At 37.0% G+C, this 22700-nt stretch carries 22 protein-coding genes and 3 tRNA genes; 22 read left to right on the forward strand and 3 right to left on the reverse strand.

Annotation, left to right across the window (positions count from 1 at the left end):
* From menB to RYO55_RS03220, 4 genes are all read left to right on the forward strand, one after another.
* Positions 1 to 839, forward strand: an 839-nt coding sequence (menB, locus tag RYO55_RS03205) for a 1,4-dihydroxy-2-naphthoyl-CoA synthase (RefSeq protein ID WP_314984154.1), incomplete at its 5' end; no start/stop codon positions are given.
* A 238-nt stretch (positions 840 to 1077) separates the two neighbouring features.
* A complete protein-coding gene (gene menE, locus RYO55_RS03210; RefSeq protein WP_314984155.1) occupies positions 1078 to 2559 on the forward strand; it encodes an o-succinylbenzoate--CoA ligase in 1482 nt (493 codons plus the stop codon).
* Between the two features lie 7 nt (positions 2560 to 2566).
* Complete coding sequence (menC, locus tag RYO55_RS03215) at positions 2567 to 3718, forward strand: o-succinylbenzoate synthase (RefSeq protein WP_314984157.1); 1152 nt, start codon at positions 2567 to 2569, stop codon at positions 3716 to 3718.
* Positions 3715 to 4092: a PaaI family thioesterase gene (locus RYO55_RS03220; protein WP_308521931.1), complete on the forward strand. Its 378-nt coding sequence runs from the start codon at positions 3715 to 3717 to the stop codon at positions 4090 to 4092. The genes menC and RYO55_RS03220 overlap by 4 nt, the downstream gene beginning before the upstream one ends.
* A gap of 236 nt (positions 4093 to 4328) precedes the next feature.
* Here the strand turns inward: RYO55_RS03220 and RYO55_RS03225 are convergent, their stop codons facing one another.
* On the reverse strand, positions 4329 to 4964 hold the full coding sequence (locus RYO55_RS03225; RefSeq protein WP_314984160.1) for a DUF2939 domain-containing protein: 636 nt from the start codon (positions 4962 to 4964) through the stop codon (positions 4329 to 4331).
* Between the two features lie 320 nt (positions 4965 to 5284).
* On the opposite strand from RYO55_RS03225, the gene RYO55_RS03230 reads away from it, so the two are divergent.
* The 4 genes from RYO55_RS03230 to RYO55_RS03245 all read left to right on the forward strand — a co-directional run bounded on the left by RYO55_RS03230 (position 5285) and on the right by RYO55_RS03245 (position 6378).
* Positions 5285 to 5360: transfer RNA gene (locus tag RYO55_RS03230), tRNA-Asp, on the forward strand.
* A gap of 21 nt (positions 5361 to 5381) precedes the next feature.
* Positions 5382 to 5457 (forward strand) — tRNA-Phe (locus RYO55_RS03235).
* Between the two features lie 12 nt (positions 5458 to 5469).
* Positions 5470 to 5555 (forward strand) — tRNA-Leu (locus tag RYO55_RS03240).
* Between the two features lie 181 nt (positions 5556 to 5736).
* Positions 5737 to 6378: a hypothetical protein gene (locus tag RYO55_RS03245; RefSeq protein WP_314984162.1), complete on the forward strand. Its 642-nt coding sequence runs from the start codon at positions 5737 to 5739 to the stop codon at positions 6376 to 6378.
* Positions 6379 to 6487: 109 nt separating this feature from the next.
* Here RYO55_RS03245 and RYO55_RS03250 read toward each other — a convergent pair whose 3' ends face one another.
* Positions 6488 to 7861, reverse strand: coding sequence for a phosphoglycerate transporter PgtP (locus RYO55_RS03250; protein WP_295817261.1), 1374 nt, complete (start codon positions 7859 to 7861; stop codon positions 6488 to 6490).
* 212 nt (positions 7862 to 8073) lie between these two features.
* Between RYO55_RS03250 and RYO55_RS03255 the strand changes: the two genes are divergently transcribed.
* Together RYO55_RS03255 and RYO55_RS03260 are read left to right on the forward strand one after the other, a co-directional pair.
* Entirely contained in the window at positions 8074 to 8286 is a 213-nt protein-coding gene (locus tag RYO55_RS03255) for a hypothetical protein (protein ID WP_302498894.1), read from the forward strand.
* A gap of 66 nt (positions 8287 to 8352) precedes the next feature.
* Positions 8353 to 9438 carry a hypothetical protein gene (locus RYO55_RS03260; RefSeq protein ID WP_314984168.1) on the forward strand — a complete coding sequence of 362 codons (1086 nt, stop codon included), beginning with the start codon at positions 8353 to 8355 and terminating at the stop codon, positions 9436 to 9438.
* A gap of 88 nt (positions 9439 to 9526) precedes the next feature.
* On the opposite strand, the gene RYO55_RS03265 is transcribed toward RYO55_RS03260, so the two are convergent.
* Positions 9527 to 10318 (reverse strand): carbon-nitrogen family hydrolase, encoded by a 792-nt coding sequence (locus tag RYO55_RS03265; protein ID WP_314984169.1) that lies wholly within the window; start codon positions 10316 to 10318, stop codon positions 9527 to 9529.
* Positions 10319 to 10550: 232 nt separating this feature from the next.
* Between RYO55_RS03265 and RYO55_RS03270 the strand changes: the two genes are divergently transcribed.
* From RYO55_RS03270 to RYO55_RS03325, 12 genes are all read left to right on the forward strand, one after another.
* Positions 10551 to 11354: a polysaccharide deacetylase family protein gene (locus RYO55_RS03270; protein ID WP_314984171.1), complete on the forward strand. Its 804-nt coding sequence runs from the start codon at positions 10551 to 10553 to the stop codon at positions 11352 to 11354.
* A gap of 11 nt (positions 11355 to 11365) precedes the next feature.
* On the forward strand, positions 11366 to 12304 hold the full coding sequence (locus RYO55_RS03275; protein WP_314984173.1) for a phosphodiester glycosidase family protein: 939 nt from the start codon (positions 11366 to 11368) through the stop codon (positions 12302 to 12304).
* A gap of 8 nt (positions 12305 to 12312) precedes the next feature.
* On the forward strand, positions 12313 to 13260 hold the full coding sequence (locus RYO55_RS03280; RefSeq protein WP_302498900.1) for a hypothetical protein: 948 nt from the start codon (positions 12313 to 12315) through the stop codon (positions 13258 to 13260).
* 72 nt (positions 13261 to 13332) lie between these two features.
* Positions 13333 to 14508: a glycosyltransferase family 9 protein gene (locus RYO55_RS03285; RefSeq protein WP_314984176.1), complete on the forward strand. Its 1176-nt coding sequence runs from the start codon at positions 13333 to 13335 to the stop codon at positions 14506 to 14508.
* Positions 14495 to 14821: a hypothetical protein gene (locus RYO55_RS03290; protein ID WP_008715610.1), complete on the forward strand. Its 327-nt coding sequence runs from the start codon at positions 14495 to 14497 to the stop codon at positions 14819 to 14821. The genes RYO55_RS03285 and RYO55_RS03290 overlap by 14 nt, the downstream gene beginning before the upstream one ends.
* A 543-nt stretch (positions 14822 to 15364) precedes the next feature.
* Positions 15365 to 16717 (forward strand): pyruvate carboxylase subunit B, encoded by a 1353-nt coding sequence (locus RYO55_RS03295; protein WP_008715613.1) that lies wholly within the window; start codon positions 15365 to 15367, stop codon positions 16715 to 16717.
* Between the two features lie 443 nt (positions 16718 to 17160).
* Positions 17161 to 18501 (forward strand): HAMP domain-containing sensor histidine kinase, encoded by a 1341-nt coding sequence (locus tag RYO55_RS03300; protein WP_314984178.1) that lies wholly within the window; start codon positions 17161 to 17163, stop codon positions 18499 to 18501.
* Complete coding sequence (locus tag RYO55_RS03305; protein WP_004693664.1) at positions 18498 to 19187, forward strand: response regulator transcription factor; 690 nt, start codon at positions 18498 to 18500, stop codon at positions 19185 to 19187. The genes RYO55_RS03300 and RYO55_RS03305 overlap by 4 nt, the downstream gene beginning before the upstream one ends.
* Before the next feature lie 666 nt (positions 19188 to 19853).
* Entirely contained in the window at positions 19854 to 20951 is a 1098-nt protein-coding gene (locus RYO55_RS03310) for a trypsin-like peptidase domain-containing protein (RefSeq protein WP_308521566.1), read from the forward strand.
* Between the two features lie 358 nt (positions 20952 to 21309).
* Complete coding sequence (locus RYO55_RS03315; RefSeq protein ID WP_004698323.1) at positions 21310 to 21639, forward strand: PadR family transcriptional regulator; 330 nt, start codon at positions 21310 to 21312, stop codon at positions 21637 to 21639.
* The gene (locus RYO55_RS03320; RefSeq protein WP_008602778.1) at positions 21626 to 22201 is read left to right on the forward strand and encodes a DUF1700 domain-containing protein; all 576 of its coding nucleotides are present in this window, start codon (positions 21626 to 21628) and stop codon (positions 22199 to 22201) included. The genes RYO55_RS03315 and RYO55_RS03320 overlap by 14 nt, the downstream gene beginning before the upstream one ends.
* A 9-nt stretch (positions 22202 to 22210) precedes the next feature.
* Positions 22211 to 22630: a transcriptional regulator gene (locus tag RYO55_RS03325; RefSeq protein WP_314984179.1), complete on the forward strand. Its 420-nt coding sequence runs from the start codon at positions 22211 to 22213 to the stop codon at positions 22628 to 22630.
* The last annotated feature ends 70 nt before the right edge of the window (positions 22631 to 22700 follow it).

A 22700-nucleotide genomic window follows, 5' to 3' on the forward strand; every position in this document is an offset into this window, starting at 1 on the left:
GCAAATTTGATTGGAAAGTATTGGATCGTAATTATGAAGATGTAATTTACGAAACATATAATGGCATTGCAAAAATTACTATTAACCGTCCAGAGGTACGCAACGCGTTCCGTCCTAAAACGGTAATGGAGTTAATTGATGCTTTCACAGTAGCTCGTGAAGATAACGAAGTAGGCGTAATCGTATTGACTGGTGCTAACCACGGAAAAGGCGAAGATAAAGAAGCGTTCTGCTCCGGCGGTGACCAAAGTGTACGTGGCCACGGTGGTTATGTAGGTGAAGACAATGTGCCTCGCTTGAATGTTCTCGATTTACAACGTTTGATTCGTGTTATTCCTAAACCTGTTATCGCTATGGTTAATGGTTATGCTATCGGTGGTGGACATGTGTTGCACATCGTATGTGACCTTACCATCGCTTCTGAAAATGCTAAATTTGGTCAAACTGGTCCTCGTGTAGGTTCCTTCGACGCTGGTTATGGTGCAGGTTATTTGGCTCGCATGATCGGTCACAAACGAGCTCGCGAAGTTTGGTTCTTGTGCCGACAATACACTGCAGCTCAAGCTTATGAAATGGGCATGGTTAATACTGTGGTACCATTCGATAAATTGGAAGAAGAAACAGTTCAATGGTGTAGCGAAATCCTTGAATTATCCCCAATGGCATTGCGCATGTTGAAAGGTGCCTTCAATGCCGATACAGATGGTCTTGCAGGTTTACAACAATTCGCAGGGGACGCTACATTGATGTACTACACAATCGATGAAGCTAAAGAAGGTCGCGACGCGTTCAAGGAAAAACGCAAACCTAACTTCAAACAATTCCCTAAATTCCCTTAATAGGGAGTCGATACAGTCCTATATTACGGATTATATTAACTGTTAAAACGACAAGTGCGCCTCTACATGAGGCGCCTTTCTTGTAATATCTTTTTACTTATCATCTTTCAATTATTACATTTTAGAAATTACTTACTTTTTAGTTGTTACTTACTATTTATTATTTATTTATTGCTTATTACTTATTGGTAGTTAGTGATTACTTATTAGTGATTAGATCTAGATACGAGGTGAAACGATGGAGTGGTTATGTCATGGTGCACAGCACTATCCTGATCGCATATGTATAAATGAATATACCTATAATGATATATACCGTGGCGTACTCCATGTGGCTCGCAAACTAGTTTCTTTAGATGCAGTTCGTGTAGCTATCGTATCCGATAACTCTGTGACCATGGCAATGTATGTGTTGGCTGCTATACTAGTTCATAAAGAGGTACTTCTACTCAATGTACATCTTAAGCCAAACGAAATAGCGAACCAATTGGATCAATTAGGTGTTACCGCCGTACTACATAGTAAAGAACGACGTAGCCAATTACCTGATGCAGTTGAAACTCAAGTATCAAATTTAGTTGCTCCTATAGTATCAGATTCTGTTGAAAATCAGTTATCTCATTCCGTTGGTTCGGAGGCTGCTAATTCAATTGTTACAATTGAGTTTGAAACTTTAGAAAGTATTCTATCGGATTTAGCGGTCGAGGATTCCTTTGATTGGACCTTTGCGGACGCAGACATAGCTGCTATCATGAATACGAGCGCTACTACGGGGCAATTTAAGTCTGTATCGCTTCGATGGGGGCAAATTAAAGCTCATGTACAAGCATCCCAAGAGGTACTAGGGAAAACAGAGCAGGATAATTGGCTAATGGTACTGCCTCTGTTCCATGTGAGTGGTTTATCTATCTTGATGAGGTCTCTTTATAATGGAACGGCTGTCACTATTTTGTCTAAATATGATGAAGCTCAAGTTCTCAAACTTATAGAATCTGAGAATATTAATATGATGTCTTTAGTGCCTACCATTCTGACTCAATTAGAGCCACATATTACACATCATAAGTTACGCGTTATCTTGCTCGGTGGAGAGTTCATTCCGATGGCACTAATCGATGCTTGTGAAAAGAAATCGCTGCCTATCTTTAAGACCTACGGCATGACGGAAACCTTTAGTCAAAGCGTTACTTTTTCCGTATTGGATTATCCTGATAAACGAGAATCTGTAGGTAAGCCATTGCCTGGCATGCAGGTTCGCATCGATAATCCTGATGCGGATGGGGTAGGCGAAATTCATTTGACGGGCCCGATGGTTATGTCTGGGTATATCAACAAGGAATCTATCGATGGAGACTTTAATACAGATGATATTGGTTACATCGATGAGGATGGCTTTGTGTATATTTTGAATCGCCGTAAGGACCTCATCATTTCTGGGGGTGAAAATATTTATCCTAAGGAACTAGAGGATTTAGTGTATATATTACCAGCAGTGAAAGAATGTGCGGTTGTTCCTGTACCGGATGATAAATGGGGGCAAGTGCCAGCCCTCTTTGTGGCCTTTCATGATGGTAAAAGTCTGCTACCAGAGGATATTCTAGCTTTTATGTCGAACTCTTTAGCGAAATATAAGGTTCCAAAATATGTAAAAGTATTAACCGCATTGCCTCGAAATGGAACGGGCAAAATATTGCGTAATGAACTGAAATTAGAAAATTGAGGCGCCTATGAATGATATTTTAAACTTTAAAAGTATAACTACATATCGCCTTAAATTGCCGCTGAACTTTAACTTCAAGACCGCCAAGGGGGAGGTAAAAGAGCGGGAAACCATCGTAATCCGTATCGAGGATCAACGAGGTTATGTAGGGTACGGGGAATGCGTAGCTTTCACAGAGCCATTTTATACATTTGAGACCGTAGAAACCTGTTGGAAAACCTTAGTAGATGAGTATATCTTTAATCTGCGGTTGATGCGGCCTAAACCGCTCATGACCTATGTGCGACAATTACAGTTCTGGCTCAATCGAGATAATATGCCTATGGCCATTGCGGCGCTAGAAAATGCACTCATTCATCTTCATTGCGAACGAATAGGTGTAAATTCTGTTTCTTATATTATGGGACAAGCTTTACAAGATACTATTGAAAGTGGTGTCGTTGTCGGTGATGTACCAATAGACAAATTACTCGATATTGTAGAGTGCCATGTTACAAGTGGTTGTAAGCGGATTAAATTAAAGGTAAATCCTGTAGATGGTTATGAACGAGTAGCTTTAGTTCGCAAACATTATCCGGATTTAGTTTTAGCGGCTGATGCAAATCGAAGCTATTCGTATCAAGAAATCGATAAGGTGCGTCAGTATGATGATTTAGGCCTAGCTTGTATTGAAGAGCCCTTTGCGATGGCAAACCTTCAATCTTATAGAGATTGGAAGTGGGAATGTCTTAATGATGACGATTGGAAAATCTATACGCCAATTTGTTTAGATGAGTCCATTTTAGGATATGATGATCTGTCCTATGCTATTGAATATGACTTAATCGATGTGTTGAATGTAAAAGTAGGGCGAATGGGTGGTCTTATTCCAACAAAAGCGGCTATTAATCTATGTAGAGAACGTCACATTCCATATTGGATAGGGAGCATGGTTGAGTCAGGTGTTTCTAAAATGCTTCACGTCCAACTAGCTGCATTGGGAGATTCCTATATGGCAGGTGATTTATCTGACTCAAATAGATATTTTGAACGAGATCTTATCTATCCAGATTTAACATTTAAAGATGGTGTTATGCCTGTTCCCGATGGAGATGGACTAGGTGTAACAGTCTTTGATGATAGACTAGAAGCGTATTGTGTGGAGAAACGAACACTATGAATTTAATTGAATCCTTACAAATTGATGCTCCTCGTATGACGAGTGATACCACATGTATTGCAAAAATGAATTTAACTGAGTTTCACAAACAACCACAAGGCTATTTAAACGGTGGTGCTACATTAGCTTTTGCAGAAATTATTGCAGGTATGATGAGCAATGAACTGGTAGGTTCTCATAAATTTGGTGTAGGTCAATCTGTAACTGCTAACCACCTACGCCCTGTAAAGTGTGAAGGATCCTTAACAGCGGTAGGAACTTTACTAGTAAAAGGTAAGACATCCCATGTGTGGCGCTTTGATATGATAGATGATGCACAACGCCTTATCTCACAAGTGACTGTAACCTTGGCTATTGTAGATTTTGATAGATAAAATCTCATTTTTAATGGATTTAGTTATATTTGCTAATTAAGTTATGTATGATTTTGTCCTACATGAGATCTTACGATTGTTAAGACTATAGGATAATAAAAGGACAGTATATACTTTTCGGTAGATACTGTCCTTTGTTGGTTTTACAATGTAAATAGCTCATCTAGAAAAACAACATAGCTCTTTTTACGTTTTCTAAGATTTGCAATTTAAAATGTTAGAAAAGACAAAGATATTTATTTTCTAGTGATAGTATATAGGTCCTCGATATCAGGAATATCGTAAATTACCCATGTTCCATCTCCTAAATGACGCATCAAAACTCTTATATCTTTTGTCATATTCTTTTTATTATTTTGTATTGTTACAGTTACAGTAGCTGTATCACCATTATCTTCTGACTTTAGTTTTTTAACCTCTACATCATGTTCCTTAAATAGGCGACCTTCTACAAGACGATCTACCATAGACTTATTATCATCATTTGCTGTAGTGGTATTATTGGTAGGTGGTTCAGATTTAAAGCTGTCAGGATCTTCGATATATGTCCGTATTACGTCTTCGATGAGAGCTGGTCCAAATGTTTTGGTAGCTGCTATTGTAGCTTTACCAAGTGGGGTAGATGTATCGACATATTTATTGCCTTCTCGTTCTACAATGTTTTTTACAATGGATTTTATATCTACGTGGCGTAATGCTTCGTCTGCATCTTTATCTTGTACTGCTTGGTGAATGATTTTTAATGTGTAGGCTGGTGTATGTGGTACATACCATAAGAAGTACCATGCTGCGGCCATCGCTCCTACAATAGCTATGATAAGAGCGATAATAAAACCTTTTGAATTGAACTTATTCACAGCGAATCCTTTCATGTTTCTATAGAGTCATTTTCATACTGAATATATACATATTGTAGCATATTGAGTAAAGAATAGGATGATTTCTAGTAAAGGTTATACCTAGTGAAGCTTATAGGGGAAATTGTACTATTGCGAAAACTGATGAATTATGACGAGAAAGGGTGGATTCCTGTAATATATTATAGAGATACATTTATAAATGCTATAAAATAACGATTATCAAATATAATCAATTATTTTAATAGATTTGTAATAATATTTCTTAAAAAAATAGTTGCATTGCTCTTAAATCCATGATATTATGTACAAGTAGTCAACGCGAGTTGATACGCGGCCCCGTGGTGTAGCGGTTAACATGTCGCCCTGTCACGGCGAAGATCGTCAGTTCAAATCTGATCGGGGTCGCCATTTTTTTTTACAAAAAATCATGCCTCGGTAGCTCAGTTGGTAGAGCAACGGACTGAAAATCCGTGTGTCGACAGTTCGATTCTGTCCTGAGGCACCATTTGTATTCCATGCGGTTGTGGTGGAATGGCAGACACGCCATCTTGAGGGGGTGGTGAGCTAACGCTCGTGCGGGTTCAAGTCCCGCCAACCGCACCAAATATAAGGACCTACAGTTTACTGTAGGTCTTTTTTCATTATTTTGATATTAAAATACATTTAATGAGTTTATCTTCTTTTTTAAATCTGAGAAGTGTTGGCAGGTTTTCACAATCCGTGTACAATCATAGTAATTAATAATATACATTTATGTGTGTAGTTTTCAGTATGAGAGAAGATTATGGTTTTTAATTATGGCGAGACGTTGCGTATTCGAAGGGATTTATATACAATCTTAGGCAAGATACGCTATATTGATACTCATGGAAAAATTGGGTATGAGTATAAGTTAGTTAAACATAGGAATAATGCAGAGTTTTGGCTCAGTTGGGATAAGAAGCGAGATGCGTACCAGTTTTCTAAGTTGTGTGGGAAAGCACTACCAGCCGATATGAAACTCGTAGATAGTGGTTATGAGATGGTAACAGGCACTTGGGGTGAGGTAGACGTAGGTACTACTGATACTGCTAAATATAAAGAGTATGAAAATACTGATGGTACTGCTACGTTTTCTGTTCAAGAGTGGGCTTTTGAAACGGAATATTCAAAAGGCTTTTACATTAATAAAGAATACGTATCTGTCGAAAAGGATTCAGAGGTAACCGAGTCTATTCTAGATAAAATGGATACGATTAAGAAGATGAAGTTCATAGGACCAATCGGTTGGATTTTGGGGAACTTGCTACTTTATGTGCCAATCTTTGATATAAAAATATTGCATGATGTACATGATATCCTTACATGGCCTTATATAGTAGCCGGGAATATAGTCCTTGGTATCATTGTGGCTTGTGCTTTCATTATTTCGAGAACTATGCGTTGATGAAAACACATCGGTTATATAGGACTCCCTTTCGTGGGGTAAATAAAAGGTCGTAACATGTATTAATACATATTACGACCTTTTTACTATAGGATTTATTTGTTAGGTGTTAGCTATTAGCTTCAGTTGGTTGAAGTTGTTCAAACTCAATTTCTTTAGCATCTAATTCTTTGGCGCCAAGATGAGCCAATACACAGAATGTAATACAAAGAACACATGCTACTAATAAAAGATAGAAACCTGCATTCCAACCAAATTTATCTGCTAAAACACCAAATAGTGTTGTACCTAAGTTTGCACCAACAATGTAACTCATGAATCCACGAAGACCAACAGCAGAACCTACTGCAAATGGTGGTACAATATCCATAGTTTGTACTGAAGCTAAGAATTGAGGAATGTAGATTAAACAACCTACAATAGCAGCGAAGAAAGTAACCCATAAGAGAGACTCGCTTTGCCAATAACCAAATATACAGAAGAAGATAACACTTATAGCAATGATTGCAGGTGGCATGCGATAACCTTTAAAGAATTTATCGGAAATATAACCAGCAAAAATAGTAGAAGGAATAGCCGCCCATTCAAAGAATAAAAAGGCAACAGCCATTTCTGCTTTGGAGAAACCCTTTACTTGTAATAAATAAATTGGAAGCCAAGTAAGCATACCAAAGCGAATCATGTAAACGAAGGTGTCAACTAATGATACATACCAAGCGTTTTTATTTTTCAATACGTATTTTACAAAGATTTCTCTTGTGCTCATATGCGGTGCTTCAGAACTTCTGTGCGCTTTATGAGCCGTGTCAGCAATGATTTCACTTGTTGGCGGTAAGCCTTCACGTTCAGGGCTTTCTTTGATTAAGAAAGAAATGGCAATTGCTATGATAACTGCAATAAGGGCTGGTACACCATAACTCCCTAATTGCCAGTGATCTGTAGTAGTGAAATATAATGCGGCGGCTACGATTGGTGCTACGATACCACCACCGAGATTGTGGGAAATATTCCAGATAGCTCCATAACGGCCACGTTCCTGTTTTGGGTACCATTTAGCTAGGGTGATAAAGGATGGTCCTACACCAAATCCTTGGAAAAAGCCATTTAGTACTACTAAAACTAAGAAGAAGGCGAGACTATCGGCAAAGCTCATAAAGATATTGATAATTGCACAGCAAATGAGACCGAAAGCCATAAACTTGGCAGGACTTGCTTTGTCCGCAAGACTACTCATAAAGCCTTTACTTAAACCATAAGCGATAAGCATACCACTAGATAACAAACCAATTTCTGTTTTGCTCATATGGAGAATATCTGATAAAAAGTGTGTTGATAAGGCAAAGTTATTACGAACAATATAGTACGCAGCATAACCTATAAAAATACCAATTAATGATTGGAATCTATATTTATAATATAGATTCTTAATCATGCTTTGTGGAACTAATGATTTTGCCTCTTTGGGTTGTAGAAATGAAAACATAGTTATTACCTTTCTTTCTTAATAACTAAATCCTATTGCATTGTTAATACTACCATTTCTATAGAATTCATGTAAATGCTTTATGAGATAAAAATATTAATTTACAATTTTAAATTGTTTATTATTAGCTGAAGATGTGTATAGAAAATATTTGAATTATAGACAAGTACTTCTTAATATATTAGATTAAATATATTGGGAGGTTATTATCTATGAAATATTTACGCCGTGAATTTAATCAAGTGAAAAAAGAGTATTTAAAGCAATTTGGTGAAGATTCTTTAAATCGTGTCATCCTTCATGATCCAGATACAAAGGATAAACAAGAAGTGCAAGATACTATTGATATTCTAAAAGAAGCAATTGCAAAAAATAAACCTCTAGAACAGGTTCCAGAGGATATGTGGAAGCTTATTGAGTTTTAACGTATATGACTTATTATATGAGAGGTATAGCAAGTTTTTTAATATAATTATTTGATGGAGACTCGAATGAATTTAAAAGGAATTGTACTAGTTGCGATAGTATTGTTTGCTAATATAGGAATAATAAATGCTGAGCAGATATCCATTCCATCTATATCAACGCCATTAGGCGCAAAGACTACTCAACTTGATAGAGTACAACCTCACGAAGTTATGCCTTATTTGGAAAGTAAAGTTACGGGTGAAACAGAATTATCTTATGCTGTTATGTCCGTTGCTAGAAAAACATTTAATGAACAAATGTTGCTAGATCGAGAGGTAGAATCACGTATGCATGCTCATATTGAGGAACATAATAGAACAATAAGAAGTGCGCCGCAACGAGACCTTATTAAAAATCCTTATACACGAGAAGAAATTGAAAAACAAATTGTAAAGGCTATTAATTTTAGAGAAAGCAGTAAGTACTCGGTTAATGACAAGGACTATTACAATCATATAGATATAGATAAAGTAAATGATTTGTCTGGTTTTCCAAAGAAAATACCTTCTTTTGCTAAGCAGGTTGATATTCATTTAAAGCCGCCTAAGGCGATTGAAGATGGTCGGTATATTCAAGTTTCTTTTACAGGCAAACCATCAGAACTAAAACCCTATATTCAAGATGCAGAAAATCATGCTAAGGTTATTATCACTAAGGGGGAGGCTGAACGTGTTTCTATTAAACCGTACGAAGATGTTAAGACGAATTATAGAAAATACGTGTCTACTATATTGCCAGAAGAATGGATTGAAGTAACTAATATATTCAATAATATGTATCAATACAAAATGGCGCTAAGCGATGAGAATATTAAGCGAAAGGTTGATCGTGAGCTCCTTAACCAAATGAACAATCAAATGGTTTTGGATTTAGAGCAAGATACTAGTAAATTAAGTTCTGATAAAATATTGTCCAACGATGAAAATAAGGCTTTACAGAAAAAATATTTAGGGTACTATTCGTATAAAGAAGTAAAGCGACCATTTAATGCAGAGTACACATTCTACATCTTTAAATTTGATTATTCATATAATATGTTTACTGTTGCAGGCATGGCCGTTAATCCAGAGCAAACTAGGGTAATTTATTTCCTTACTACAGTACAATAAATTAAAAAAAGGCGCATTGTCATATAAACAGGATATCTAACATTGAAATAATTTTAGATGGGTGTTCAGTACAATGTGCCTTTTGTTTTTATAGATTATAAAGCTCTGGTTTACGATCTTTAAAGATATTGATTTTATTGCGGATATCTTCTACTACGGTGAGGTCGATGTCTACAGATGAGATGCCTTCCACGGTGTCCATTTCAAGGAGGTTTGTACCCCATGGATCGTATACGGCGGAGTGACCAGTACTTTGGACTCGACCCACAGTACCACAGCCGTTGACTGCACATAAGAAAAGTTGGTTTTCAATGGCGCGCACTTCGTTTAATACTTGCCAGTGGCGTAAACGCATGGTAGGCCACTGAGCAGGTACAAATAATAACTCTGTATTTGATAATGCAGCCATTCTTACGAGCTCAGGGAAGCGAATATCGTAACAGATAACCGTACTACAAGGAATACCATCCAATTCGAAATGAGTGGTATGTGTACCGCTAGCAAAGTATTGGTTCTCTTTAGCAGGGCTAAATCCGTGCATTTTGGAATATTCTCCTACGAGTGTGCCTTCACGGTTGTAAGCATAGGATGTATTAAATATTAAATCCTCTTTTGCTACGGCTACAGAACCGCCTACAATGTTTACATTGTGTTCCTTAGCGAATGTACTTAATAAATCTTTTGTTCTTTCTCCATTTCTATCAGAAATGTTGATTAAATCCTTAGATGGATGAAATCCTGTGTTCCATGTTTCGGGTAAAACAATAATATCTGGACATTCAGCTAAAGCTTGCGTGAGCAACTCTTGAACACGATTATAGTTGTATTCCACGTCGTTTACATGAACGTCCATTTGTATAAGGCTTAAGCGTTTTTTCATAAGAAATCCTTTATATTCTTTATATAATAATCGTATAGTTTAAATAATAAACATTATAATTAAAATATTAAATCATTCTTTTCTAGATTACAACATAAAGTATAAGTAAGTGGTACATCTCTTTGCGTATAAATCATTATTTAGATGATACCTATATGGAGGAATTTTTACTATTCTTCATGGAAATGTTATAATATTCTGTATATAATTGTGTTCTAATAGAGGAGGACCTATGAAACGGATTCCGTTGGTAACACTGTTAGTTTTGGTATTGGCAATGGTTGTGGCAGGTTGTGGCGTGCTTTCACAAAAAACAGAACCTACTAGTTCAGTACCGCCTGTAAAAGAAGTTAAGATGGTACATCCATCGGGCATTCCTGTCCTTATGTATCATAAAGTCGGCGACGACAAAGATAATGATGCGGTTATTCGGGAGGATTTATTCCGAGAACAAATGAAGTTCCTCAAGGATAACGGCTATAATCCATTGACGATGGATCAATTGTATGAATATGTTGTAAATGGCGCTGCAGTGCCTGAAAAACCTGTCGTTTTAACCTTTGATGACGGTTATGCAGATACATATTCTATTGTATATCCAATTATGAAAGAATATGGATTCCCTGCAACTGTTTTTATCAATCCTGGCGATATTGGGACTCGTTTAACTTGGGATCAAGTGCGTGAAATGCACAAAAATGGCATTACTATTGCTAATCATGGTTTCCAACATATAGAAATGGGCCAATTGTCAGAAGCAAAACAAATTGAAAATATCACAAAGGCCCAAGAGGCACTTGCTAAAGAAGTAGGCATTAAGGATAATCCTTGGTTCTGCTATCCATATGGAGATAAAAATGAATTCACTGACTCAGCATCTAAGAAAGCTGGTATCAAGATGGGCATGGCTATGAAATCTGGCTGGGCTCATACAGGTGATAATCCATATAATATTTTGCGTGTTTGGGTAGGCAATGCGGTGGATATCAAGCATTTTGAAGAACGCATTAGTACCGAACATTTCACTGATTTATAAGGAGAAATACATTGTTCAAAAAGAATTGGGTAAAGTTCATCATTATGGTGTTCTTATTTACCGTTATCACATCACCCTTCGTGGTGCTCTTTGGACCATTTAATAATGTAAAGCGCGCCGTTATTGGTGCTATCTTACAATCTCGCCATCCTCATTACATTACGTGGTTGTTTAATGACGAAGAATTACAAGCTATTTTGGGGACTGTAGGGGTTGTTAAAAGCCAAGATTTATTCAAATTTAATGCTCGTGAAGATAAGACTTTAAATCTTGAAAAAATCCAGTCTGCTCGTTATGTAGGCTATATTTTAGAAATTCCTGATCCTCGTCGTATCCAAGTAGGCACAGCAGCTAATATTCAAGAAAAAGGCGATACTACAAGTAATATTGCGAAAATGAATAATGCTGTAGCAGCGATTAATGGCGGTGGATTCCACGACCCTAATGGTACTGGTACAGGCCGTTTGCCATATGGTTTCATCTTGCATGACGGTGAGTACGTTATCGGTAAGGATGTAGGCCCTGATGAAGACGTAGACTTTGTTGGTTTCTCTAAATCTGGTAACCTTATTGCTGGTAACTATGATAAAACTCAGCTTAGTGATATGAAAGCCATGGAAGGTATTACCTTTGGTCCGCCTCTTATCGTTGATGGTAAGAAGATGATTACCGAAGGTGATGGTGGCTGGGGTGTAGGTCCTCGTACTGCTATCGGTCAAAAGAAAGATGGTACAGTGCTATTCCTCGTAATCGATGGTCGTCAACCAGGGTACTCCATTGGTGCTACCTTGCGTGACGTACAAGATATTCTTTTTGAAAAAGGTTGCTACATTGCAGCAAATTTAGATGGTGGTTCTAGTTCTACTTTGTACCTCAACGGTAAAGTAGTAAATAAACCAGCCGATTTGTTAGGGGAACGCATGATCCCAACGGCGTTTATCGTGAAATAGGAGGACAGATGAAACCTTTTACGCGTGTACTGAGCGCCTTTGCGGTAGGTATTCTTCTGCAAGGTGGGGTATACCTATACCTTGATCAATATATGTTTGCACCGACTACAGAGTTTAATGTAGCAGGCGCATCAAAAGACGATACTAAAAACTTTCCTGATGTGAAAGAAGGTACTAAATATGTGTCCTATGACCGTCAATTCATGGCCGTTGTTACAGAAAATTCTTTGAAAATTTACAAGGCTAATGAAAGCAAACCCACGAATATTGATTTGAAGGGTCGCTCGATTAGTTACTTTAACTGGATGCCAGACCGTAACTATGCTATCATGGGTTTATATGACTCCAGAGATGTTGTCATGGCTCGTCTTAATGCGGATGATCCAGAACATGAAGTTGATACGAAACTTGAAGACTTGCCTCGGGGCAGTAAAATCGTAGATGCTGCGTACTCTGAAGCGACGAATGTGGTGTATATGAAGGTAAAAGTTCAAGAACATACATATCGTATTTATCGTACCGATGCTAACTACGATACACGTCGTGTTTACATGCAAGCTACTGATATCGGTCATATCGGTGTATTCTACGATGAAGATAACTTCTTCTACGATAATGTGAGAACTGGGGATGTATTCATGTTCAACGGCATTGAAGGGGGATGGCGTGTTATCAACCCTGAAGGGCGTTTCCGCTTTATCGGTGTTGATATGGACAAAACTATCTACATTGCTCGTGTTGATGAGGACAATAATGCATTGACTGTTTACACTGGTAAATTAGGTGTAGGCTTCAATCCGGTTTACAAATACAATCACCCTACTACATTTAATGAGTTGACATTATCAGATGTGAAAAATATCATTAAGAATGGTAGTGAAGAAACTACTAAGGTAACAGAAGATACTACATCTTCTAAATCATCCAATAGTAGTGGTAGTAAAAAGAAATCTTAAGAAAAAGCCTTTATAATGTTCTTTCATTATAAAGGCTTTATTCCTATAATAGTATGTACCCTAAGGATATCTATGAATATATTATTTGTACGCCTTAGTTACATAGGTGATATTTTGCATGCTACACCTGCTGCGCGGTGGATTAAGAAACAGTATCCTAATGCTAAGTTGCATTGGATTATAACGCCTAGTATGGTAGAGCTTTTACAGGACAATCCCTATGTAGATGAGATAATTCCCTGGGAACGGGATGAATACGAGGCTCATTCTAAAAAACTACATATCCCTACAATGTGGCGCATGTGGTGGGATCTTAAGGCCAAATTAGAACCTTATAAATTTGATGTAGCCATTGATGTGCAAGGACGTCTTATAACAGGGTTAGTACTATTAGCTTCAGGAGCCCCCATTAGACTTGGCCTTGGTGGCACGAAAGAGTTGAATTGGTTGTTTACTAACTATAAAACGAAGCCTAGTACAGATCATGTGATTAAGCGCTATTTAGAGGTAGCTCAGTTGTTAACAAAGGCTGTTACTGAACATGCAAATTTAGATACATCGCTTAACATAGCTAAATGCGGTGTTGAAAGCAGTTCTCCACTAAATGAATCTAGTGCTAATACGCTGTACCACATGGATTTTCAGGCGCCATCAAATTCACATAGTTGGGCAGAAGAGCAATGGAAATTGATTGATAATGATGTTTCTTTGTATCAAGGCGTGGTAGAAGCTCCTTTTCGCGTTGGTCTAGTATTAGGCACCTCTTGGGAAACGAAAGAGTGGCCTCAGGAAAAATGGTATTCTCTCATTAAATCTCTTCAATATAGAGCAAATTTTGTTTGTTTAGGTGGCCCTAAAGAGGCTACTCAATATAAACCCTTGATGGACTCGCTAACAGATGAGGGCATTGATAAAATCGTACTGAATATGTTAGGGAAAACGACGCTTCAAGAGTTAGGGGCTTTAATTGAAAGTTGCGATGTAATAGTTACTGCTGATACTGGAGCTCTGCATATTGCGTTAGCTTTAAATAAGCCTGTAGTAGCACTCTTTGGCCCTACGGACCCTAAATTATGGGGACCTCTGACGGGAACCTTTAAGGTGCTCGTAAATGATGAATTAGATTGCTTGGGCTGCCGAAAACGACGTTGTCCTAAGTTTGATCAATATTGTATGTCTGGTATTGAACCAGTACGCGTAAAAAAAGCAATTTTTGAATTGATAGGAGATACACATGGCAAAGTTTAAAATCCAAAAAGGTTTATCCGATGCGGATATGATGAAAAATTTTAAGGATACAGAAAATTTTGAAGATACTATGCTCAATATGGAGCGAGATGCTAAGAAGCCAGTAGTTCACCAAAGTCCAAAGCAAAAAGAAGATGCATTTTACCGTGAGTTCTTAACTGAAAAAGTAGAGACTATAATTGGTAAAATGCTCCTTGATATCAAGATGGAGTATTTTAAAGAAGGAGAAGGGGCCTTTTCTATTCAAGTAAAACGGGAAGGTAAAAATATTGTCCTTGAAACTGCGCCTAAAAAGGTTAAGCCTGAGAAGTAAGGCGTATAATGGGAACTCTTAAATTTTAAAGATTACGTCAGAGCCTGTCCGTAAATGGACAGGCTCTTTTGTATGTTTATGCATTTAAAAATATCGACTAAGTTATTAATAAAATTGATAAGCTCATAAGCATACCGATGTTTATCGAATTACTACATTTATAAATACCGATATATTTTGAAAAGTATTTGATAATAACTAAAAATTATTACGATATAATTTTTAGTTTCTCATTAAAATGAGCAATTACAAAAAAATTAATTTGATTAAACATACATGCTAAACTCTAGTTCCTCTGCAGTTTTTTGTGATATTCATCACGAAAAAATCATCTTTGTATACATGAAATTATGAGTAAATAGCATAATGTGGTTGTTGACAAAGAATTTTATAAGTAGTCTAATATAAGTATGTATTACGATTTTAGCGCGTTTGGCTAGTGTGAGCAGACATCGAAAAAATCGTAAAAAAATAGGTATGAGATAGTTGTTTGATGAGTGTATAAAGTTACATACACAGACTATTTCGATTTGGAGGATTAACATGGCTAAAAAATTAAGAATTTGCGAAACCGTTCTTCGTGACGGTCATCAATCTATTTTGGCAACACGTATGCGCTACGAACAAATGGAACCAGTGCTCGGCCTTTTAGATGATATTGGTTATGAAGCTCTTGAATGTTGGGGCGGCGCTACTTATGACAGCTGTCTTCGTTTCTTGAATGAAGATCCATGGGAACGCCTTCGCAAATTGAAAGCTAATTTGAAAAATACCCCATTGCAAATGTTGCTTCGCGGTCAAAATTTGTTGGGCTATAAACACTACTCCGACGACGTAGTAGAAGCATTCTGTAATGCGGCTGTAAAAAATGGTATCGACCGTATCCGTATTTTCGACGCATTGAATGACCCACGCAATATGGAAGCTGCTATTAAGTATTCCAAAAAAGCTGGTGCACACGTTCAATCCGCTATGGTATACACAATTTCTCCAGTTCACACAACTGAAAGCTTCTTGAAAGTAGCTGAAACTTTGGTAGAAATGGGTACTGATTCCCTTTGTATCAAAGATATGTCCGGTTTGTTAGGACCTGCTGATGCATATGATTTGGTTTCTACTTTCAAAAAACGTTTCGGCGAATTGCCAATCGACTTGCACAGCCATTTCACTTGCGGCCTTGCAAGTACTACATACTGGGAAGCTGCTAAAGCTGGCGTAGATATCATCGATACTGCTATCTCTCCATTCGCTCATGCAACTAGCCAACCAGCTACTGAAACTATGATCGAAATGTTCAAAGGTACTGAATGGGATCTTGGTCTTGACCTTGATAAATACATTCCATTAGTTGACCACTTCCGTAAAGTAAAACAACAAATCGCTGAAGAATTCAACTTGAAACCAGCTAGCGATGTAATCCCAGCTGTTCGTCGTTACCAAATTCCTGGTGGTATGTTGTCCAATACTCAAAACCAATTGAACGAAATGGGTATGGGCGATCGCTTCTTCGATGTTATGGATGAAATGCCACGTGTTCGTGAAGACTTGGGTTACCCTCCATTGGTAACTCCAACATCCCAAATCGTTGGTACAATGGCTATGATGAACGTTATGATGGGCGACCGTTACAAAATGGTTCCTAACGAAGTTAAAGACCTTGTACGCGGTAAATATGGTGCGTTACCTGGTACTATCTCCGATGATATTCGTCGTACTATTATTGGTGATGAAGAACCTATCACTTGCCGTCCTGCAGATCTTATCGAACCTGAATTGGAAGGTTACCGTCAAGATTTAGCTTCCAAAGGCTACAATGGTATTACTGACGAAGACGTATTGACTTACGCTATGTTCCCAGAAGTTGCTATTAACTTCTTCGATGCAAATCGTCGTTAATTCAAACTTTAAAAGAGGATTCTTAGGAATCCTCTTTTTTTTTGACCATATTTAAGCTATCCTCATAGAGGAATAGTATAATCCAGTATATATTTTGTTTTATTAAATGAAGAGATTCAATAGTTGTTTTATATTTTAGTTTTTTATAAATAGTATAGACAAGTTCCTATTAAAAGAGGAAACTAAGAAACTGATGAAATATCAGATATTACCATTTTTCATATCGCCATAAGATACATGGAGGCGTGTGAAAATATAATTATTACGAAAAGCATAAGATATTAAAAGGGTCGAGGTACCTTTGAATAATCAGTCAATTATAAACTACGTATGAAAGAATCGTGAAAAACATGTTGGATATTTGCGTGTTTTACTTGCGTTAAGCATTAAAAATAGCGTAAACTATAGAGAGTATCTACTATTTATGATATTGAGGTAATCCTGTGAATTTACAAATACGAATTTGGATATCCAATGTTGTGCTGTTTGTTGTACCTATTTTAATAGCAATTATCTTATTTTTGCTATATTTTACAGGTTTGCGCATATTGGCCAATGCCGGTTATTATTTGCGTATTGAGCAGGAACAACAGTTTAAAAGTGTCAGTCGAATAACTGAAACCATTACCTTTTATGGGTTAGAAAATAATCTAATTAATAGCTTGGTTAAGCCTAGCTATAGCCTACTTGATCCAAAGGAAGTATATGTTGAAGTACTCGATCAAGGAAACATGGTGTATAACTACGGTAATCCACAAATCTATAGTGCTTCTGCCATTGTTGGTCTTATTGATGTTAATCCTGAATTACAGGGCATCGTATATCAATCCAATAATACTTTCGTTTATGAAATGAGAAAGTACGATGGACGTCATTCCTATGTATACCATATTGCGATTAGGCGTGCTACTCATGGTAGTGATAGCTTAATGGAATCCGTATCTTTTTATATTATCGTAGTTTCCATATTGCTCTTTATTGTTACATTTTTTGCTATTAACCGATTTGTTACACGGTTTATCATGATTCACGTTAAGAACATGACAAAGTCATTAGAAATGGCAAATCGTCAGATTGAAATGGAACAAGAACAACAGAAAGAGCTACTCGCTGGTATATCCCATGATATACGAACTCCGTTGACGGCTATTAAAGCTTATGCTGAAGGTGTTCGTGATGGTATTGCACCAACGGAAGAGCAACAAAAAAGATATATGGGGATTATTTTGAAGCGGGCCAATGATTTGGATTCTATGTTAGAGGAACTATTCCTCATAACAACATTGAACTATAAAAAAGAATCTCGTCCGTCTGAGCGGATTGAATTAGGTCAGTTTGTGCATGACTTTGTAGAAGATCATTTAGCTCCGTATCAATCGAAGGGGCTTGAGATTAAGGCTCGTATAGCTACGGAAACACCTTTTATCAATGCTAACCCACAATTGTTACAACGAGTTTTGCAGAATGTGTTGAACAATAGTGCTAAGTATAAAATGGCCGATATTGGTCATTGCGTCATAGATGTAACGAGTGATGATGATTTTGTATATTGTGTCATCAGTGATGATGGTCCAGGTGTACCGCCAGAATCTCTAGAGCGTCTGATGCGCCCATTCTATCGTGTAGATTCGTCTCGTACGAATCCTCAGGAAGGTAGTGGCCTAGGATTGTCGATTATCCGTCGAATTATGGAAATCTTTGAAGGCCGAGTTATGATTGAAAATGTAAGGCCACATGGTCTACGTATTATATTAGAGTTTCCTAAGCAAGGAGAAGAATCATGAGTGAACATATCTTAATTATTGAAGACGATTTGGATATTGCCAATATTGAGCGTGATTATTTAATGGTGGCGGGCTATGATGTAACTATTATGACTAATGGTACAGATGGCATTGAAGCAGCATTGAATACTCCTGTAGACCTTATTATCCTTGATGTTATGTTGCCAGAAATGGATGGTTTTGAAGTTTGTCGCCAAATTCGTGACAAAGTTCGTGTACCAATCGTTATGGTAACTGCGCGCCTTGACGATATCGATAAAATCCGTGGTTTAGGCGTAGGCGCTGATGATTATATTGAAAAGCCATTCTCTCCATCTGTATTGATTGCGAAGATTAAAGCTATGTTGGCGCAATATAAACGTTTAACAGAGCGCGATGCAATGGAAACTAACGCTATTCAATCCGGTGAAATTCGTCTCGATCCTAAGATGATGAAAGTATGGGTGAATGAAAAAGAGGTTCATCTCAAAAAGAAAGAATTCCAGTTGTTAGAATTCTTGATGCGTAACCGTGATATTGTATTTAGCAAAGAAGAATTATATTCTCGTGTATGGGGTCTTGACTCCTATGGTGATTATGCAACTGTAGCGGTTCATATTAATCGTTTACGTGAAGAAATTGAGGATAATCCATCTGATAGTAAGCATATTATTACAGTATGGGGCGTAGGGTATAAATTCGTTTAGTATCGAAAATATACATTCACATTATACTCACGTTATTCGTGGCTGTTGATTAGATATGACTTCATAGAGATTTTATTATAGAGATATAATCAAAGGTTTAAGAATTGTTTATATAGTTACTTTGATAGTTTAGATATTCCATGTATACTTATTTAAGTAAGGCTGACTATGACTCTAGATAAGTAATATTTTAACTTCTCTCTCTTAATAAGTTCTCTCTAAAGCTTATCTAGATCACATATACTCTCTCTCAACAGTCCTTACACTCTCAAACTATATGCATAAAGGGCATTTGCTAGCGACGGCTAGTGAATGCCCTTTATGTTTTTTAGACTTTAGATAGTTGAATACATTCTATATAGCTTCTTTTAGAATTCTAGGTATTTATCTAGTGGAGGATATACGGTTATAATAAATATATTTTTATAAGAAAAGTTATAAATTGATATCTTGCATTGTAAAAGCAGGCGTAATATAATAGGTTCATCAAAATCAATTTTATAAAATTAATTTTGAGATGATTTGAATTAGTGTGAGACGTGGCGTATTTATAAAGCATCATAATTATATGATTTATGATTTGGTTCTAATCTTAACTTTTATAATCATCATTAAGAAGTTATGGGTGATGTAGAAGAATATTAAGAAGAATATAAGGAGATCTACATGACATTTTCAAAATATAAGAAAACAGTAATTGCGTGTATTCTTGCTTTGGGTATTGGAGTAGGCGGAGGATACTATTTCTTTGGCAGCCCTGTTAATACGCAACCAACAAACGTGAGAGAACAAACTAAACAGACTAAGCCTATTACTGAAACACGTAATACCTATGTAGTACAAGCGGCTAAAGAATCTGGGCCTGCTGTAGTAGGGATTACAACACAAGTATTTCAAAAGGATATTTTTAACCGTACTATCTATGCTGGAGAAGGTGTTGGGTCTGGTGTGCTTATCGATAATGATGGACATATTGTAACAAATAAACATGTTGTGGCGGGGGCTAAAAATGGGGAGGTTACAGTATCATTGTCTGATGGCAGTACGGTGACGGGGACCGTTATAGGTTCAGATTCACAGACGGATTTAGCAGTTGTAAAAATTAAACCTCCAAAAGATATTAAACCTATAAAAATTGGTGACTCTGACTCCTTACAAGTAGGGGAGCCAGCTATTGCTATTGGCAATCCTTTAGGTCTTGAGTTTAAAGGTTCAGTTACCTCTGGTGTTATTAGTGCCTTAGCACGTACAATTGATGATCAAGGTCAACGATTCCCATTGATTCAAACTGATGCAGCCATTAATCCAGGTAACTCAGGCGGTGCTCTTATTAATGCAGATGGAGAGTTAATTGGTATTAATAGCGCCAAAATCTCTAAAGAGGGAATTGAAGGTATGGGCTTTGCCATTCCAATTAATTCTGCGATGACAATTGTTGATTCTATTATTAAAAATGGTAAGGTCATTCGTCCTTATATTGGGGTATGGGCTGTAGACCGTCAAACTGCAGCTCGTAATAATGTAACCTATGAAGGTGATGGACTCCTTATTGTGCAACTTGATTCAAATGGTCCTGCTGCACAGGCTGGCCTCGTAGAAGGGGATACGATTGCGCAAATTGATGGTAAGGATATTACTACATTACTCGAATTAAAAGAGCAAATCGATGCTAAGAGCCCTGGAGATATAATTTTGATATCCTATACTCATAACGGCAAAATGAAGAGCGCACAGCTTAAATTAGGGGAAGCGTCTTCAAATTAGAATCTAGTAAATAAGACTTAATTAAGTATTTCAATAATGCACTACTTTCTTTTGTAGTGTTAGAAAATCCTCATCTTTTAGATGAGGGTTTTTTGTTATAATAGAGTACTTTAATAGATTTTGTATAAAAAATACGATAAATAAGAAATTTTTTGAAAAATTTTTTTTCTATAAATGCAGAAATTAACTGTATTTTTAGTATAGAAAGAAGAAAAAAATATATTAATTTTCAATATTATTTTGTAAGGTACCTTGCGTTCCGAGGTACCTTATGTTATTATGTATTTGTCAGTACATGATAGTGACCGTAAGAGAGCTTTCACATTGGCAGGCAAGCACAGCCTAAAAGGGAGGAACTATGCAAGTTCAATTAAAAAAAGGTGTTATGGACATGCTGGTGCTAGCATTATTAACACAAAATGATCGCTACGGATACGAAATCGTAAGCACCATTTCGGAATATATTGAAATATCTGAAGGAACGATATATCCATTGTTTAATAGACTGAAAAAAGAAAAGTATGTTGAAACGTATTTAAAGGAGTCTTCTACAGGCCCATCAAGGAAATACTATCATATCACGAACGAAGGCCGTGCAGCATATAACAAGATGCGTCAAGAATGGGATGAATTTTCTGGTGTTATCAATATGCTGTTGAAAGGAGTTGACTATAATGAACAAAAATAGCTTTTTAGATGCATTGCGTAATATATTTAAAAAAGCGCGTGTTGCAGATGTGGAGAGTATTATAGAGGTTTATGAAGAGCATTTTGCGGTAGGTTATGAAAAAGGGCTTACCGATAGTGAGATCATTAAATCCTTAGGGACTCCAGAGGAAATATATGCATCCTACGTAGATGCAGGTATCATTACAGATACAATGAATCAAGATGGCAGTGAAAGTAAATCCGTTAATATGCAGGAAATTTATGCACGATTTGATGATTATAAAGAGCGTCTTTTACCTCAATTACCGGGGATGGCTAAAAAAGCATCTAAGACCTTGCTCTCTATTGGAAGTGCCTTATCCTATATTGTAGGTGCTCTTATATTCATTATTACACCGGCTATCTTGTTCTTACTAGGTAGCTCATGGCAACCATTTGAGAATGTTACTGCATTTCCAGTATTGTCCATTGTAACTCTAGTGGCACTTGGTGGTGTAGGTTTATTTGGTGGACTTACATGCGTCTTTGTTGGTACAGAGCTTCGCGGTGTGCGTGAACGTTACTTCCGCAATGTGGACTAAGGAGGATTTATGAGACGAATTATAATAACAGCGATTTTAACCGTAATTTGTGCTGTTGGGGCAGTTACATCCTTTGCAGTTAATGATTTACCTAATTTTGGTGAATGGATGAAAACGAATGAACAACAGTTTAGAAAACCACATAGACATGATGGTTCTAATATGCATATGGACCAACATATGATGGATGGAAATAATCAAATGATGCCCCAAAATGGTATGGGTCCAAACAATGGTGAACATATGCATCAAAATGGTCAACCTGTAGCTCCTAATGGTCAGATGATTCCACAAGGACAAAATGGTCAGGTCGCACCTCAAGGTGGTCAAGTGCCTCCACAAGGTCAACCTCTTCCAGGTGGTCAACCTAATGGAACTGTACCACAACAACCAGCTGGTCAAGGTGCACCACAAACTTCACAAAACTAACCATATTTTATGAGTTTACTTCTCTTATGAGATATTAGAGAACGTGGTCGTGAAAGTGCATTCATGGCCA

This window comes from uncultured Veillonella sp. (assembly GCF_963551295.1).
In the GTDB taxonomy this organism is placed as follows: domain Bacteria; phylum Bacillota; class Negativicutes; order Veillonellales; family Veillonellaceae; genus Veillonella.